This is a genomic window from Plasticicumulans lactativorans (assembly GCF_004341245.1).
In the GTDB taxonomy this organism is placed as follows: Bacteria; Pseudomonadota; Gammaproteobacteria; order Competibacterales; family Competibacteraceae; genus Plasticicumulans_A; species Plasticicumulans_A lactativorans.
This window is the reverse complement of sequence record NZ_SLWY01000035.1, coordinates 1-15,986: the sequence shown is the minus strand read 5'-3', so window position 1 is coordinate 15,986 and position 15,986 is coordinate 1. Positions and strand designations below refer to the sequence as shown.

Genomic DNA, 15,986 nt, shown 5'->3' with positions numbered 1-15,986 from the left:
GCGAACCACTCGTCGGTGGCGCTGACCGGGCGCGCGCCGAGCTTGGCGCTGGCGAGGTTGGGGTAGCGCTGCGTGAACGCCGGGGCGCTGCTGTCGGGATGACTCATGGGCTCCTCTCTTCTCTCTCGTGGTGGTGGGGGTGGAACAGGGGGGCGCGGGGTGCGCTCAGCGCCCGGATTTCTGGGGGTGCGGGCTGCGTGCGCCCGGCCCGGCGAAGGTGAAGCCCGCCTCGCCGTCCAGCACGCGCTGGGCGCGCTGGCGGTCGATGTCGCCTTCCCAGCGGGCGACGACGACGGTGGCGACGCAGTTGCCGATCAGGTTGGTCAGGGCGCGGGCGATGCCCATGAACCAGTCCACCGACAGCACCAGCACCAGGCCGATCACCGGGATCGCGGGGACCGACGACAGCGTCGCGGCGAGGATCACCAGCGCCGAGCCGGGGATGCCGTGGGCGCCCTTGGAGGTGATCAGCGAGACCGCGAGGATGCTCAGCAGGTCGGTGAAGGCGAGCGGCGTGTGGGTGGCCTGGGCGATGAACACCGCGGCGAGCGTCAGGTAGATCGAGAAACCGTCGAGGTTGAACGAGTAGCCGGTGGGGATCACCAGGCCGACGGTGGTGTCGCGCACGCCCAGGTGTTCGAGCTTGCGCATCACCTGCGGCAGCACGCTGTCGGACGACGCGGTGCCGAGCACCACCGTCAGCTCCTCGCGCAGGTAGCGCAGCAGCTTGAAGATGCTGAAGCCGCAGGCGCGCAGGATCGCGCCGAGCACCCCGATCACGAACAGCGCGCAGCCGAGGTAGAACATCGCCACCAGCGAGCCGAGCTGCTGCAGCGAGCCGAGGCCGTAGCGACCGGTGGTGTAGGCGATGGCACCGAACACGCCGAGCGGTGCCAGGCGCACGATGATGCCCATGGCGCGGAACAGCACGTGCCCGGCCTCGTGGATGACGCGGTTGATGCTGGTGGCGGCCTCGCCGCTCAGGCTCAGGGCGCAGCCGAACAGCAGCGAGAACACCAGCACCTGCAGCACGTCGCCCTTGGCGAAGGCGTCGACCATCGACGTCGGGATCAGGCTGAGCAGGAACGTGGTCGCGCCGCGGTCCTGCAGCGTGTGGGCGCCGCTGGTGTAGCGCGACAGCGCCGCGGCATCGAGGCTGTGCGGGTCGACGTTCATGCCGCTGCCGATGCCCGAGACGCAGGCGAGGGCGAGCCCCAGCAGCAGCGCGAGGGTGGTGACGGCCTCGAAGTAGACCACCGCCTTGAGCCCGACCCGGCCGATCTTGCGCAGGTCGCCGGCGCCGGTGATGCCGCTCACCACCACGCAGAACACGATCGGCGCGATCAGCATCCTGATCAGCTTGACGAAGCCGTCGCCCAGCGGCCTGAACGCCTGCGCCGTCTCGGGATACGCCAGGCCGACGGCAATGCCGAGGACGAGCCCGATCAGGACCTGCGTGAACAGCGATGCCTTCAGGTGGCGGATCATGACGTCCTCCGGTGCGGGGTCGACGCGCACGCCGCGCGCCGGCGGCGATCAGGCTTCGAGCTCGTCGGCATCGGGGCCGGTGTGGAAATCCACGTCGAGGCGGCGGCCGGCCATCAGGATGTGGCGGCGCATCGCGCGGGTGGCACCGGCACTGTCGTGGTTCTTGATGCAGCGCAGCACGGTCTCGTGCTCGGCGAGCGGCTCGCTCAGGTCGCTGGCGCGATCGAGCATGATCTGGCGCGAGCGCACGATCGCCGAGCCGGCCTGCTCCATCACCTGGCGGAAGATCGGGTTACGCGAGAAGCCGACGATCAGCTTGTGGAACTCCAGGTCGGCCTCGATCGCCTCGCGCAACTGGCCGGCGGCGACGCAGTCGCGCATTTCCGCGACGTTGAGCCGCAACTGCACGAGTTCGTCCGGCGTGATCGAGCTCGCCACCAGGCCGGCGACGAAGGGTTCGAGCGCGAAGCGCATCTGGAACACGTCCGCTGAATTCAGCCGCTCCTGCGTCACCGCGCCGCGGTCGAGCGCTTCGAGCCGTTCCGGGCTCGGCACCGCCAGCACGAACACCCCCTTGCCCGGCTGCGAGCGCACGATGCCGAGCGCTTCCAGCACCGAGATCGCCTCGCGCAGCGGCGGACGGCTGATGCCGAGCTGCTCGGCCAGGTCGCGCTGCGACGGCAGCATCTCGCCCGCCTTCCAGCGGCCTTCGACGATGGCCGTCAGGATGGTGCGGGCCGCGACGTCGCCGAGTTTCGATGAGGTGAACATGTGGGCTTCTCCTTCAACACCAGTCATACCGATACTACTGGTAATACCAGATAGGCCGCAAGCGTTTTTTCGTAATCGGTGATCTGGCGTGGTGGTCGATACCCGCCTTGCCCACGAGGACGAAGGCGCCGCGGGCGCGCGCGACGGCGTCAGGCGCGGGGTGATGGCAGCAGTGCCCGCTCCGGGGTGGCGGGGGGTGGCGCCTCAGTCGCGAGGCGCGGCGGGCCAGGCGGTCACCGCCCAGACGGCGAGCACGAATGGCGCGGTGAACACCGGCAGCGCGGCGGCGCTCAGCAGCGCCTGCAGCGCGCAGGCGAGCAGCGCCGCCGCGCCGGCGCGGGCCCCCGACAGGGCGAGGGCGGTCAGTGCGGTGTTGAAGCCCCACACGCCACCCTGGACGCCGAGCGGGTCGGCCCCGCACGCCGCCGCCAGCACGCCGCCGAGCGCGGCACCGGCGAGCGCACGCAGCGCGGCACGCGGTGCGGCGAGTGCGAGCCCGGCGAGCAGGCAGGCGCCGGTGTAGGCGTCGGGCAGCAGCACGATCTGGCCGAGACCACGCAGCAGCACGGTGAGCGGCCCGACCGGCTCCGGCGGCAGTGCCGGCAGCGCACCGCCGGAACTGGCCAGCATCGCCGCCACCAGCACGAAGGGTGCGGTCAGCGGCCGCCGCAGGCCGGCGAGCGCGCCCTGCAGCACCGCCGCCAGCAGCGCCGCACCGATCACGAAGATCGGCACGGCGCCCGGCGTCGGCGCCAGCAGCGCGGCGGCGAGCCCGGCCAGTGCGCCGTTGTAGCCGAGGCGGCCGTCGCGCCAGGCGCCGGGCGGCGCACCGCGGGCGCGGCCGACGCGGCTCGCGATGAGTGCGCCGGCGACGGCGGCGATGGCCGCCAGCGGGGCCGCGCCGGCGATGCCGAGCAGCAGCAGGGCGCCGCAGCCGGCGTGCGGCGCGAGCACGATCTGGCCGAGCCCGCGCAGTGCGACGCGCAGTTCGGCCGCCGCCGCGCGCAGGCGCCGGCGCGGTGCCGGGTGCGCAGCGGCCAGCGGGGTGAGGGGGGTGGGCATGGTCCGGGAGCTCCATGGGGCGGCACCCGCTGTCCGCCGGGGCCGGCGAGGCGCGCGCCGCGGCACGCGGGCACGCAGCAGCCCGTCCGCCGCGCACGGGGCGCGGCGGTGGCGGGTCGGACAGCAAGCCGTGGAGCGGCGCCGGGGCGCCGCGGGGTCAGTCGATGCGCGTGACGTGCAGCAGGTTGGTGGTGCCCGGATGCGCGAAGGGGATGCCGGCGACGATCGCCAGCGCATCACCGGTCTTGACGAAGCCGGCCTCGGTCGCGGCGCTCTTGGCGTGCTCGACCATCTCGGCGACGTCGTGGATGTCCTCGCCGTGCACCGGGTGCACGCCCCACGCCAGCGTCAGCCGGCGCGCGGTGCCGATGTTCGGCGTCAGGCACAGGATCGGCGCTTCCGGGCGCTCGCGTGCCGCGCGCAGCGTGGTGTAGCCCGAACTGGTGTAGGTGACGGTCGCGGCGGCGCCGAGCACGTGGGTGACGCGGCGCAGCGCGCAGCACACGGCGTCGGCCAGCGTCGCATCGGCCTGCGGGTGGCCGGTCTCGATGATGCTGCGGTAGTGCGGGTCGTGCTCCACCTCGCGCACGATGCGATCCATCATCCGCACCGCCTCGATCGGGTACTGGCCCGAGGCCGATTCGGCCGACAGCATCACCGCGTCGGCGCCGTCGTAGATCGCGTTGGCGACGTCGGAGGCCTCGGCGCGGGTCGGCACCGGCGCGGCCACCATCGAGTCGAGCATGTGGGTGGCGACGATCACCGGCCGGCCGAGGCGGCGGCAGACGTGGATGATGCGCTTCTGCAGCAGCGGCACGCGCTCGGGCGGTACCTCCACGCCGAGGTCGCCGCGCGCCACCATGATGCCGTCGCAGCGCTCGACGATCGCTTCGAGGGCGTCGATCGCCGCCGGCTTCTCCAGCTTGGCGAGCACCGCGGCGCGGTTGCCGACCAGGCCGCGCAGCTCGTCGATGTCCTCGGGGCGCTGCACGAACGACAGCGCCACCCAGTCGACGCCCATGTCGAGGCCGAACGCCAGGTCGCGGCGGTCCTTCTCGGTCAGCGGCGAGATCGGCAGCACCACCGAGGGCACGTTGACGCCCTTGCGGTTGGACACCGGGCCGCCCACCGTCACCCGCGTCTCGGCGAAGTCGGGGCCGCAGCTCTGCACTTCGAGCCAGACGCGACCGTCGTCGATCAGCAGCATCGCGCCCGGTTCGAGCGCGGCGAAGATCTCCGGGTGCGGCAGCGGCGCGCGCACCGTGTCGCCGGGGGTGGGGTCGAGGTCGAGGCGGAAGCCCTGGCCGGCCTCGAGCACGACCTTGCCTTCGGCGAACACGCCGACGCGCAGCTTCGGACCCTGCAGGTCGAGCAGCACGCCGATCGGGCGGCCCAGTTCGCGCTCGACGTTGCGCACGATCGCCAGCCGTTCCTGGTGATCGGCGTGGCTGCCGTGACTGAAGTTGAAGCGGAACACGTCGGCCCCGGCCTCGACCAGCGCGCGGATGGTTTCGTGCGTGGAACTGGCGGGGCCCAGGGTGGCGACGATCTTGGCGTTGCGTTGACGGCGCATGGCGCCCTCCTTGCGGAATCGGATGGAGGCGCCGTGCCTGTGTCGCCGGCGCCTTGTTCTCGTCGTGGTGGTGGAGCGGTCGGCGGGGGGCGGCTCAGCCGGCGTCGAGGGCTGCGAGGCCGGCGCGGGCGATCTGCACGTCCTCGACGGACTTGACGCCCGACACGCCCACCGCGCCGATGCACACGCCGTCGACCACGATGGGCTCGCCGCCTTCGAGCGGGACCACCGGCAGCTTCAGCGCCGCGAAGCGCCCGGCGTTGACCATCTCCTCGTAGACCTTGCTCGGGCGCAGGCCGAGCGCGCTGGTGCGCGCCTTGTCGGGGGCGATGATCGCGCTCATCGGCGGTGCGCCGTCCATGCGCTGCAGCCACAGCGGCATGCCGCCGGCATCGCACACGGCGATGCTCACGGCCCAGCCGTGGCGCCGGGCCTCGGCTTCGGCCGCCGCCGCGATCTTCTTCACGTCTGACAGTTCCAGAACGGCACAGGTGCGCATTACGGCAATCTCCTCGGTGACGGGTTTCAACCCTCGATAAGAATGGCCCGGAAATCGTTGACGTTGGTGAGGGTGGGGCCGGTGATGAGCTGGTCGCCGAGGGCCTCGAAGAAACCGTGGCCGTCGTTGGCGTCGAGTGCCGCGCGCGGGTCGATGCCGCGGGCACGGGCGCGCGCCAGGCTGTCGGGGCCGATGAGCGCACCGGCGATCTCCTCGGCACCGTCGACCCCGTCGGTGTCGCCGGCCACCGCGTGCACCCGCGCCAGGCCGTCGAGCGCCACGCCAAGTGCGAGCAGGAACTCGACGTTGCGCCCGCCGCGGCCCTTGCCGCGCACGGTGACGGTGGTCTCGCCGCCGGACAGCAGCACGCACGGGGCCGCCAGCGGCTGGCCGTGCTGCACCACCGAGCGGGCGATGCCGGCCATCACCTTGCCGACGTCGCGCGCCTCGCCCTCGAGCGCATCGCCGAGCAGCAGCGGGGTGTAGCCGGCGGCACGGGCGACCTCGGCGGCGGCTTCGAGCGAGCGCTGCGGCGCGGCGATCAGGCGCGTCTCGGTGCCTGCCAGGCGCGGATCGCCGGGCTTGACGCTCTCGCCACGACCGCTTTCGAGCACCTCGCGCACCGCCGCCGGCACCTCGATCCGGTAGCGGCGCAGGATCGCCAGCGCATCGGCGCAGGTGGTCGGATCGGCCACGGTGGGGCCGGAGGCGATGTCGAGCGGGTCGTCGCCGGGCACGTCGGAGATCGCCAGCGTCAGCACCCGCGCCGGGTGGCAGGCCGCGGCCAGGCGTCCGCCCTTGAGCGCCGAGAGGTGGCGGCGCACGCAGTTCATCTCGCTGATGCTCGCGCCGCTGGCGAGCAGCGCGCGGTTGACGGCCTGCTTGTCGTCGAGCGTCAGCCCTTCGAGCGGGGCGGCGAGCAGCGCCGAGCCGCCGCCGGAGATCAGGCACAGCACCAGGTCGTCGGCGCTGAGGTCGCTGACCAGCGCGCGGATGCGCGCCGCGGCGGCGATGCCGGCGGCGTCGGGCACCGGGTGGGCGGCCTCGATGATCTCGATGTGGCGGCAGGGCACGGCGTAGCCGTAGCGGGTGACCACCAGGCCGTTCAGCGGGCAGGTGGCGTGGTGCGGCCAGTGATCCTCGAGTGCACGGGCCATCGCCGCCGAGGCCTTGCCGGCGCCGATCACCACCAGCCGGCCCTTGGGCGGGACGGGCATGTGTGGGGGGATGATATGGTCGGGCTGGGCGGCTTCGACCGCGGTGGCGAACAGCGCGCGCAGCAGCTCGGCGGGTGCCTGGGACATGGCGGGGCTCCGGTGGATGCGGGTTTTTCGGGAAAAGGGGGGCGCGCCCCCGCGCCTACGCCAGGCGCGGGGGGGCGGCCGCCGGAGCGGCCGCCGCGCGCGGGCCGGCTCAGGCGGCGGGCTGGCCGATCTCGAAGTTGGCCATGATCTCCAGCGCCCGCACCATGGCGGAGTGGTCCCAGGCCTTGCCGCCGTGGGCGGCGCAGGCGTTGAACAGCTCCTGCGCGGTGGCGGTGTTGGGCAGGCTCAGGCCGAGCTGGCGCGCGGTGCTGAGGGCGAGGTTCAGGTCCTTCTGGTGCAGCTCGATGCGGAAGCCCGGATCGAAGGTGCGCTTGACCATGCGCTCGCCGTGCACCTCGAGGATGCGCGAGGCGGCGAAGCCCCCCATCAGCGCCTGGCGCACCTTGGCCGGATCGGCCCCGGCGCGCGCGGCGAACAGCAGCGCCTCGCCGACGGCCTCGATGTTGAGCGCGACGATGATCTGGTTGGCGACCTTGGCGGTCTGGCCGTCACCGTTGCCGCCGACCAGCGTGATGTTCTTGCCCATCAGCTCGAACAGCGGCCTGACCTCGGCGAAGGCCGCCTCGCTGCCGCCGACCATGATCGACAGCGTGCCGGCCTTGGCGCCGACCTCGCCGCCGGACACCGGCGCGTCGAGGTACTCGCAGCCCAGCGCGTTGATCTTCTGCGCGAAGCCCTTGGTCTCCAGCGGCGAGATCGAGCTCATGTCGACGACGATCTTGCCCGGGGTGAGGCCGGCGGCCACGCCGTTGTCGCTGAACAGCGCCGCGGCCACGTGCGGGGTGTCGGGCACCATGGTGATGATGATGTCGGCGGCCTGCGCCACCGCCTTGCCGCTGTCGCACACGGTGGCGCCGGCGGCGGGGACGGCCTCGGGCACCGCGCCGAGGGTGTGCACGTAGAGCGTGTGGCCGCCCTTGATCAGGTTGAGCGCCATCGGGGCGCCCATGATGCCGAGGCCGATGAAACCGATCTTCTTGCTCATGGAAAGGATCTCCTCCGGGGGTTCAGGGGGGTAGGCGCGCGCGCGGCGGGCCGCTTACAGGTACGGGCGGGCCCAGCCGAGCCCGGCGTCGGTGGTGGTGGCCGGCTTGTACTCGCAGCCGATCCAGCCCTGGTAGCCGATGCGCTCGAGGAAGCCGAACAGGAACGGGTAGTTGATCTCGCCCGTGCCCGGCTCGTTGCGGCCCGGGTTGTCGGCGAGCTGCAGGTGGGCGATCCGGGCCAGGTGCTTCTGCATCGTCGCCGCGAGCTCTCCCTCCATGCGCTGCATGTGGTAGATGTCGTACTGTACGAAGATGTTGTCGCTGCCGCTGGCGGCGATCAGGTCGAGCGTCTGCTGCGTGCCGTGCACGTAGAAGCCGGGGATGTCGTAGGTGTTGATCGCCTCGATCAGCAGCTTGATGCCGGCGGCCTGGAGCCGGTCGGCGGCGAAGCGGATGTTCGAGACGAAGGTCTCGCGCACGGTGTCGGCGTCGACCCCGGCGGGGGTGATGCCGGCGAGCACGTTGAGCTGGCGGCAGCCGAGCGCCTGGGCGTACTCGATGGCCTTGCCGACGCCGTCCTGGAACTCACCGACGCGCCCGGGCAGGCAGGCGATGCCGCGCTCGCCGCCGGCCCAGTCGCCGGCGGGCAGGTTGTGCAGCACCTGGGTCAGGCCGTGGGTGGCGAGCTTGTCGGCGAGCGCGGCCTTGTCGTAGGCGTAGGGGAACAGGTACTCCACGCCCTTGAAGCCGGCCTTGGCCGCCGCCTCGAAGCGGTCGAGAAAATCGAGCTCGTTCCAGAGCATCGTCAGATTCGCGCAAAGCTTGGGCACGACGGTGTCCTCCGTAGCGTGTGGGCCGCCGCGCCCCCGGCGGGGGACGCGGTGACAGGGTCTCGGTTCAGTCGAGCAGGCCGATGGCCGTCGGCGCATCCGCGGTGGGATCGTTCGCCAGCTCCTCGAACTCGTTGATGGCGTTGATCTCGGTACCCATCGAGATGTTGGTGACGCGCTCGAGGATGATCTCGATCACCACCGGCACCCGGAACTCGGCCATCCAGCTCCGCGCCTGCTCGATCGCCGGCGCGATGTCCTCCTGGCGCCGCACGCGGATCGCCTTGCAGCCCAGGCCTTCCACCACCGCGACGTGATCGACGCCGTAACCGTTGATGTCGGGGGCGTTGATGTTCTCGAACGCCAGCTGCACGCAGTAGTCCATGTCGAAGCCGCGCTGCGACTGACGGATCAGGCCGAGGTACGAGTTGTTCACGACGATGTGGATGTACGGCAGCTTGAACTGCGCGCCGACCGCCAGCTCCTCGATCATGAACTGGAAATCGTAGTCGCCCGAGAGCGCGACGACCTTACGGCCGGGATCGGCCACGCACACGCCGAGCGCGGCAGGGATGGTCCAGCCGAGCGGGCCGGCCTGGCCGCAGTTGATCCAGTGGCGCTCCTTGAACACGTGCAGGAACTGCGCGGCGGCGATCTGCGACAGCCCGATGGTGCTGACGTAGCAGGTGTCCTGGCCGAACGCGTTGTTCATGCACTGGTAGACGCGCTGCGGCTTCATCGGCACGTTTTCGTAGTTGGTCTTGCGCAGCATCGTGCCCTTGCGTTCCTGGCAGGCGGCGACCCACGCCGAGCGATCGGGCAGCAGCCCCGCGGCCTTGCGCTCCCTGGCGACCTCGATGAACAGCTCCAGCGCCGCCTTGGCGTCGGAGACGATGCCGTAGTCGGGGTTGAACACGCGCCCGATCTGCGTCGGCTCGATGTCGACGTGCACGAAGGTGCGGCCCTTGGTGTAGACCTCGACCGAGCCGGTGTGGCGGTTCGCCCAGCGGTTGCCGACACCGAACACGAAGTCGGATTCGAGCATCGTCGCGTTGCCGTAACGGTGCGAGGTCTGCAGGCCGACCATGCCCGCCATCAGCGGGTGATCATCGGGGATCGTGCCCCAGCCCATCAGCGTCGGGATCACCGGCACGTTGACGAGTTCGGCGAACTCCTGCAGCAGCGCGCTCGCGTTGGCGTTGATCACGCCGCCGCCGGAGACGATCAGCGGCCGCTCGGCCGCGAGCAGCATGTCGATCGCCTTCTCGGCCTGCGCGCGGCTCGCCGCCGGCTTGTAGATCGGCAGCGGCTGGTAGGTGTCGGGATCGAACTCGATCTCGGCCATCTGCACGTCGAAGGGCAGGTCGATCAGCACCGGACCCGGACGGCCCGAGCGCATCAGGTGGAAGGCCTGCTGGAACACGCGCGGCACGAGGCCGGGCTCACGCACCGTCACCGCCCACTTGGTCACCGGCTTGGCGATGGACTCGATGTCGACCGCCTGGAAGTCCTCCTTGTAGAGGCGCGCACGCGGGGCCTGGCCGGTGATGCAGAGGATCGGGATGGAATCGGCGGAGGCCGAGTACAGCCCGGTGATCATGTCGGTGCCGGCGGGGCCGGAGGTGCCGATGCACACCCCGATGTTGCCGGCCTTGGCGCGGGTGTAACCCTCGGCCATGTGCGAGGCGCCTTCGACGTGGCGCGCGAGCACGTGGTTGATCGTGCCGCGCTTGCGCATGGCGGCATAGAGCGGGTTGATCGCCGCGCCGGGCACGCCGAACGCGTTGAGCACACCCTCCTTTTCCAGCACGTGAACGGCGGCTTCGGCGGCAGTCATCTTGGGCATGTCGTGTCTCCTCTCTGGGTGCGGTGGCAGTGTTCGCCCTGGTGTGTATTTGACCTCAAAGCGCCTTGTGCGTCAAGAAATTTGGAAGCAATTTCCAATTTACATGTTCACATGCGCCATGAAAATTTTATTGCAGTGCAATACGTTGGTGATCCTGTCTATTTTAATGGAAATTGATTCCTCTCTCTGCTCGAAATGATGGCGACTCCTGGGCGCCGCCGCCGGGCACGCCGCTTTGCCAAGCGGGGACGCTTGCGGGCACCATGCAGCGATTGCCGCCGCAGTGGCTGCCGCTGCGGAATCCAGACCAAACGAGGCCCCTCCGTGGACGCCAAACCAACGCGCTCGACACGACGCAAAGAAGCGGTCAGCAAGGCCGATCAGCCGGCCAGTGCCGGCCAGGTGCAGTCGCTGATCCGCGGCCTGACCCTGCTCGAACACCTCGCCGGGAGCGACCATGGGTTGCTGCTGACCGACCTCGCGCAGCGCGTGGGGCTCGCCGCCTCCACCACCCATCGCCTGCTGGGGACGCTCGAGCAGTTGCAGTTCGTGCGGCAGGACCGCGAGCTCGGCCTGTGGTCGATCGGGGTCAAGGCGTTCACCGTCGGCGCCGCCTTCCGCGGCGCGCGCAACGTGGTGAACTTCGCGCGCCCCTACCTGCTGCGCCTGCGCGACGAGTCCGGCGAAACCGCGAACCTGGCGCTGCTCGACGACGACGCCGCGGTGTTCATCGCGCAGGTGGAAAGCCGCGAGATGATGCGCATGCTGGCGCGCATCGGCGGCCGCGGGCCGCTGCACGCTTCGGGGGTGGGCAAGGCGCTGCTGGCGGCGCTGAGCGAGGCCGAGGTCGACGCCATCGTGCGTCGGCGCGGCCTGGCCAAGTACACCCCGAGCACCATCGACCAACCCGAGCGGTTGCGGATCGAGCTCGACGAGACGCGCCGGCGCGGGTTCTCGATCGACTGGGAGGAGCACGCGGTGGGGCTGCACTGCGTGGCGGCGACCATCCATGACGAGTTCGGCGCCCCGCTCGCGGCGATCTCGGTATCGGGCCCGAAGGTCCGGCTGCCGGCGGAGCGGCTGATCGAGGCGGGGCTGCTGGTCGCCCGCACCGCCGCCGAGATCACCCGTGCCCTCGGCGGCGTGCTGCCGCAGCGGCCCGAATAGGCCGGCTGCGGCGTGGTCGGTGGCTCAGATCGGCACCAGCATCACGGGGGTGCGGGCGTGGATCACCACCTTGTGCGCCACCGAGCCGACGACCATCTCGGCGATTGCCGACTGGCCGTGCGAGCCGAGCAGGATCAGCTCGGCCTGGACTTCCTCGGCGTGCGCGAGGATCAGCTCATGCGGGTGCGGGCCGTAGAGCACGCGCTGCGTCTGCACCTGGCTGGCGATGCCGGCGTCGACGCAGGCGCTGGCGATGCGTTCCTCCAGCTCCGGCACCACGCGCTCGAGCGCCTCGGCGTCGGATTCGTGGCTGACGACGTGCAGGATCTCGTTGACGTAGTCGCCGAGGTGGGCGACCACCAGCACCACGTGCAGTTCGGCGCCGAGCTGCGTGGCGAGGTCGCCGCCCTGGGCGAGGACCTCGCCGGAGCGTTTGCCGAGGTCGGTGGCGAGCAGGATGCGCTTGATCATCTTCATGTCTTCCAACTCCACGGTGATTCGGATGGCTGCGGCGGGCACCGCCGTCGCGACGGTGCCCGCCCGGGGGCAGAAGGGAATCAGGTCGTCGACTGTGCCACGTTGCTCTGCGGCACTTCGTAGCCCTTCATCAGCATGTGGTAGGCGAGGGCGCCCAGCCCGCAGCCGATGAACCAGTTGAAGTCGGCCAGCACCTTCACCCCCGACAGCGTGATCGCCACGCCCACCAGCACCGACGGCACCAGCGCCCACACCGCCTTCTTGTTGATGCCGTTCTCGTACCAGTAGGTGTTGCCCGGCTTCTCGCTGTAGAGCGCGTCGACGTCCACCTTCTGGTTGCGCACCAGGTAGAAGTCCACCAGCAGGATGCCGAACAGCGGGCCGATGAACGCGGCCAGCATGTCGAGCGTGTAGTGGATCACCGCCGGCGAGTTGAACAGGTTCCACGGCGTGATGAAGATCGAGCCGACCGCGGCGATGAAGCCGCCGGTGCGGAAGCTGATGTGCTTGGGCGCGACGTTGGAGAAGTCGAACGCCGGCGACACGAAGTTGGCGACGATGTTGATGCCGATGGTCGCGGTGACGAAGGTGAAGGCACCGAGCACGGCGGCCAGGGTGTTGTCGATCTTGCTGACGGTCTCGATCGGGTCCGTGATCATGTGGCCGAACACCGGGATGGTGCCCGAGGTGGTGATCACGGTGACCAGCGAGAAGGCCAGGAAGTTGACCGGCAGGCCCCAGAAGTTGCCGCGCTTGACCTCCTTGAAGCTCTCGCCGTAGCGCGAGAAGTCACCGAAATTGAGCATCGGGCCGGAGAAGTACGACACCACCAGGGCGACCGCGGTGATCATCATGCCGACCGATTCCCAGCCCGAGTACTTCACCTCACCGAGGTTGAGGCTGATGTTGCTCGGGCCCGCCTTCCAGACGATCCAGCCGGCGAGCAGGAACATCACCACGTAGACGGCGGGGCCGGCCCAGTCGATGAACTTCTTGATCGCCTCCATGCCGTGCCAGAACACCAGCGCCTGCAGCCACCACATGATCATGAAGCCGAGCCAGCCGAGGTGGGACAGGCCCATGAAGCTGGAATGTCCGAGGCTTTCGAGGCTCGGGAAGAAGCGCAGCAGCACGATCGTCAGCGCCGAGGAGGCGAGGAAGGTCTGGATGCCGTACCAGGCGACCGCGATCAGGCCGCGGATGATCGCCGGGACGTTGGCGCCCCAGACGCCGAAGGACATGCGGCAGGCAACCGGATAGGGGACGCCCGCGACCTGGCTGGGTTTGGCGACGAGGTCGCAGAGGACGTTGACGATGCAGATGCCGACGATCAGGGACAGCAGCACCTGCCAGCTCGCCAGGCCGAGCGCGAACAGGCTGCCGGCGAAGACGTAGCCGCCGACGCTGTGCACGTCGGACATCCAGAAGGCGAAGATGTTGTACCAGTTCCAGGTCTGCTTCTTCAGCGGCGCCAGATCTTCGTTGTGCAGGCGATCGCTGTAACCGGCGGGACGGTTCTCGGACATGTGAGGACTCTCCTCTGATGCGGGCTCGGGGCGCCACCGCGCGACGCCACCGCGGCAATCCGGACCGGTTCACCCCGACTTTTCCCGTCGGTGGCGGACCGTCTCGGCTCTAAACAAAGACTCGCGCGTCTGCCTGCCTGCGCCCGGATCGGGGTGTGATCCGGTTCATCTCTGCCGCCGCATCGGCGGGCTGTTCGTGGAGCCCGGTGACGTTGTGGGAGGAGGCGTCGCGAAGTCTTGTATACAAAGATAAACGGTATTGAATGCACGTAAAGCCTCGTGTGAATTTTTTTTCGTGCACGAAGTCGAGATATTGCACTGCACAAATCAAGGGCTTGCTGCACCGTACCCGATCATGGCGCCGCACCAGTGAAGGGCCCAGCCAAGGTTCAATGCCCTTTCCTGAAGCGATCACAGCAAGGTTCGGGGGGCATCAAATCTTGTTTTTGTATACAAAATGCGGTAAGTTGTATCCGAAGGTGTCGATGATCATCGGCGCCCGTCCGAGAGCCAGTGACAGAACGAGGTGCCGCACCCATGCAGATCAGGGTCATCAATCCGAACACCACCGCCGCCATGACTGCCAAGATCGGCCGCGCCGCACAGGCGGTGGCCGCGCCGGGCACGCAGATCGTCGCGGTCAACCCGGCCAGCGGGCCGGTGTCGATCGAGAGCCATTTCGACGAGGCGGTGAGCGCGATCGGCGTCGCCGACGAGGTCCGTCGCGGCGAGGCCGAGGGGGCGGATGGCTACGTGATCGCCTGCTTCGGCGACCCCGGCCTGCTGGCGGCGCGCGAGCTGGCGCGCGGGCCGGTGGTCGGCATCGCCGAGGCGGCCTTCCACATGGCGACGATGATCGCCACGCACTTCTCGGTGGTGACGACGCTCGGGCGCACCTGCGTGATCGCCGAGCACCTGCTGCACGCCTACGGCTTCGAGCGTCACTGCCGACGCGTGCGCGCGGCGGAAATTCCGGTGCTCGACCTGGAGGATCCGGCGTCGGGCGCCTATACGCGCATCGTCGAGGAATGCCTGCGGGCACGCGACGAGGACGGCGTCGGGGCCATCGTGCTCGGCTGCGGCGGCATGGCCGACCTGGCGAGCGCGATCGGGCGCGACATCGGCATCCCGGTGGTGGAGGGCGTCACCGCCGCGGTGAAGCTCGCCGAGTCGCTGGTCGCGCTGAAGCTCGGCACCAGCAAGCACGGCGATCTCGCGCTGCCGCTGCCGAAGCCCTTCACCGGCATGTTCGCGCATTACTCGGCCTAGCTCGCGTCGCTGAAGCGGCCGCGCCCGGCGCGACCGCCCGCCGTTCGTGCACCGGTCCGCCGGCAGCGGCCGGTGTCTGTCACCCCGAGGAGAACCACTGAGATGAGCTCATCCGCCTATCCCCGTGACCTGATCGGTTACGGTTCCCATCCGCCGTACGCCAACTGGCCGGGCCGCGCCCGCGTGGCGGTGCAGTTCGTGCTGAACTACGAGGAGGGGGGCGAGAACTGCGTGCTGCACGGCGACGCCGGCAGCGAGCAGTTCCTGTCGGAACTCTTCAACCCGGCGAGCTACCCCGACCGGCACCTGTCGATGGAAGGCGTCTACGAGTACGGCTCGCGCGTCGGCGTCTGGCGCTTCCTGCGCGAGTTCGAGCGCCGCGGCCTGCCGATGACGATCTTCGGCGTCTCGATGGCGCTCGAGCGCCACCCCGAACTCACCGCCGCCTTCAAGGATCTCGGCCACGAGATCGCCTGCCACGGCTGGCGCTGGATCCACTACCAGAACACGCCGGAAGAGGTCGAGCGCGAGCACATGCGCATCGGCATGGAGATCATCGAGCGCATGACCGGCAGCCGCGCGCTCGGCTGGTACACCGGCCGCGACAGCCCCAACACGCGCCGGCTGGTCGCCGACTACGGCGGCTTCCTCTACGACAGCGACTACTACGGCGACGACCTGCCGTTCTGGACCGAGGTACGCAAGACCGACGGCAGCGCCGTGCCGCAGCTGGTGGTGCCGTACACCCTCGACACCAACGACATGCGCTTCTCGCTGCCGCAGGGTTTCTCGCACGGCGACGAGTTCTTCGAATACCTGCGCGACGCCTTCGACGTCATGTACGCCGAAGGCGAGGAGCGCCCGGCGATGCTGAGCGTGGGCATGCACTGCCGCCTGCTCGGCCGCCCGGGGCGTTTCCGCGCCCTGCAGCGCTTCCTCGACCACATCGAGAAGCACGACCGCGTCTGGGTCTGCCGGCGCGTCGACATCGCCCGCCACTGGCACGCCGAACACCCTTTCCGCGCCGCTTGAGCGCGTCACCCCAGAGAAGGAGCCCCTGATGAGTCATCCTGACAGCAGCGCCCCGGCGTTCACGCAGCGCTACCCCAACCTCGCCAGCGCCAAGCTCGGCGCGCGCCCGGTCAGCGCCACCGACGAGTGGTTCGC

At 69.9% G+C, this 15,986-nt stretch carries 14 protein-coding genes; 3 read left to right on the top strand and 11 right to left on the bottom strand.

Going from position 1 to position 15,986, the window contains the following annotated elements; translation table 11 throughout:
- Window positions 1-165 precede the first annotated feature (165 nt).
- From EV699_RS19075 to gcl, 9 genes are all read right to left on the bottom strand, one after another.
- Window positions 166-1,488 carry a C4-dicarboxylate transporter DctA gene (locus EV699_RS19075; RefSeq protein ID WP_132545815.1) on the bottom strand — a complete coding sequence of 441 codons (1,323 nt, stop codon included), beginning with the start codon at window positions 1,486-1,488 and terminating at the stop codon, window positions 166-168.
- Window positions 1,489-1,536: 48 nt separating this feature from the next.
- Entirely contained in the window at window positions 1,537-2,259 is a 723-nt protein-coding gene (locus EV699_RS20470) for a FadR/GntR family transcriptional regulator (RefSeq protein WP_132545813.1), read from the bottom strand.
- A gap of 204 nt (window positions 2,260-2,463) precedes the next feature.
- The gene (locus EV699_RS19065) at window positions 2,464-3,321 is read right to left on the bottom strand and encodes an urea transporter (protein ID WP_165904210.1); all 858 of its coding nucleotides are present in this window, start codon (window positions 3,319-3,321) and stop codon (window positions 2,464-2,466) included.
- Window positions 3,322-3,478: 157 nt separating this feature from the next.
- The gene (gene pyk, locus EV699_RS19060) at window positions 3,479-4,894 is read right to left on the bottom strand and encodes a pyruvate kinase (RefSeq protein WP_132545809.1); all 1,416 of its coding nucleotides are present in this window, start codon (window positions 4,892-4,894) and stop codon (window positions 3,479-3,481) included.
- Between the two features lie 94 nt (window positions 4,895-4,988).
- Complete coding sequence (locus EV699_RS19055) at window positions 4,989-5,393, bottom strand: GlcG/HbpS family heme-binding protein (protein WP_132545807.1); 405 nt, start codon at window positions 5,391-5,393, stop codon at window positions 4,989-4,991.
- 26 nt (window positions 5,394-5,419) lie between these two features.
- Window positions 5,420-6,697, bottom strand: coding sequence for a glycerate kinase type-2 family protein (locus EV699_RS19050; protein ID WP_132545805.1), 1,278 nt, complete (start codon window positions 6,695-6,697; stop codon window positions 5,420-5,422).
- Between the two features lie 109 nt (window positions 6,698-6,806).
- Window positions 6,807-7,703, bottom strand: coding sequence for a 2-hydroxy-3-oxopropionate reductase (glxR, locus tag EV699_RS19045; RefSeq protein ID WP_132545803.1), 897 nt, complete (start codon window positions 7,701-7,703; stop codon window positions 6,807-6,809).
- 54 nt (window positions 7,704-7,757) lie between these two features.
- Window positions 7,758-8,534, bottom strand: coding sequence for a hydroxypyruvate isomerase (hyi, locus tag EV699_RS19040; protein WP_132545801.1), 777 nt, complete (start codon window positions 8,532-8,534; stop codon window positions 7,758-7,760).
- 67 nt (window positions 8,535-8,601) lie between these two features.
- A complete protein-coding gene (gcl, locus tag EV699_RS19035; RefSeq protein WP_132545799.1) occupies window positions 8,602-10,380 on the bottom strand; it encodes a glyoxylate carboligase in 1,779 nt (592 codons plus the stop codon).
- Between the two features lie 324 nt (window positions 10,381-10,704).
- On the opposite strand from gcl, the gene EV699_RS19030 reads away from it, so the two are divergent.
- The gene (locus EV699_RS19030) at window positions 10,705-11,547 is read left to right on the top strand and encodes an IclR family transcriptional regulator domain-containing protein (RefSeq protein WP_243662739.1); all 843 of its coding nucleotides are present in this window, start codon (window positions 10,705-10,707) and stop codon (window positions 11,545-11,547) included.
- Window positions 11,548-11,571: 24 nt separating this feature from the next.
- Here EV699_RS19030 and EV699_RS19025 read toward each other — a convergent pair whose 3' ends face one another.
- The gene (locus EV699_RS19025; RefSeq protein WP_132545795.1) at window positions 11,572-12,024 is read right to left on the bottom strand and encodes a universal stress protein; all 453 of its coding nucleotides are present in this window, start codon (window positions 12,022-12,024) and stop codon (window positions 11,572-11,574) included.
- 80 nt (window positions 12,025-12,104) lie between these two features.
- Window positions 12,105-13,550 (bottom strand): NCS1 family nucleobase:cation symporter-1, encoded by a 1,446-nt coding sequence (locus tag EV699_RS19020; protein ID WP_132545793.1) that lies wholly within the window; start codon window positions 13,548-13,550, stop codon window positions 12,105-12,107.
- A 537-nt stretch (window positions 13,551-14,087) separates the two neighbouring features.
- On the opposite strand from EV699_RS19020, the gene EV699_RS19015 reads away from it, so the two are divergent.
- A complete protein-coding gene (locus EV699_RS19015) occupies window positions 14,088-14,819 on the top strand; it encodes an aspartate/glutamate racemase family protein (protein ID WP_132545791.1) in 732 nt (243 codons plus the stop codon).
- 102 nt (window positions 14,820-14,921) lie between these two features.
- Window positions 14,922-15,851, top strand: a complete 930-nt coding sequence (gene puuE, locus EV699_RS19010; RefSeq protein ID WP_132545789.1) for an allantoinase PuuE — start codon at window positions 14,922-14,924, stop codon at window positions 15,849-15,851.
- The last annotated feature ends 135 nt before the right edge of the window (window positions 15,852-15,986 follow it).

Bases quoted from the DNA above. Each gene is read 5' to 3' on its own strand.
- EV699_RS19015 (WP_132545791.1), top strand. From the start codon at position 14,088: ATGCAGATCAGGGTCATCAATCCGAACACCACCGCCGCCATGACTGCC.
- gcl (WP_132545799.1), bottom strand. From the start codon at position 10,380: ATGCCCAAGATGACTGCCGCCGAAGCCGCCGTTCACGTGCTGGAAAAG.
- EV699_RS19050 (WP_132545805.1), bottom strand. From the start codon at position 6,697: ATGTCCCAGGCACCCGCCGAGCTGCTGCGCGCGCTGTTCGCCACCGCG.
- EV699_RS19020 (WP_132545793.1), bottom strand. From the start codon at position 13,550: ATGTCCGAGAACCGTCCCGCCGGTTACAGCGATCGCCTGCACAACGAA.
- EV699_RS19055 (WP_132545807.1), bottom strand. From the start codon at position 5,393: ATGCGCACCTGTGCCGTTCTGGAACTGTCAGACGTGAAGAAGATCGCG.
- EV699_RS19025 (WP_132545795.1), bottom strand. From the start codon at position 12,024: ATGAAGATGATCAAGCGCATCCTGCTCGCCACCGACCTCGGCAAACGC.
- pyk (WP_132545809.1), bottom strand. From the start codon at position 4,894: ATGCGCCGTCAACGCAACGCCAAGATCGTCGCCACCCTGGGCCCCGCC.
- EV699_RS20470 (WP_132545813.1), bottom strand. From the start codon at position 2,259: ATGTTCACCTCATCGAAACTCGGCGACGTCGCGGCCCGCACCATCCTG.
- glxR (WP_132545803.1), bottom strand. From the start codon at position 7,703: ATGAGCAAGAAGATCGGTTTCATCGGCCTCGGCATCATGGGCGCCCCG.
- puuE (WP_132545789.1), top strand. From the start codon at position 14,922: ATGAGCTCATCCGCCTATCCCCGTGACCTGATCGGTTACGGTTCCCAT.
- EV699_RS19075 (WP_132545815.1), bottom strand. From the start codon at position 1,488: ATGATCCGCCACCTGAAGGCATCGCTGTTCACGCAGGTCCTGATCGGG.
- EV699_RS19065 (WP_165904210.1), bottom strand. From the start codon at position 3,321: ATGCCCACCCCCCTCACCCCGCTGGCCGCTGCGCACCCGGCACCGCGC.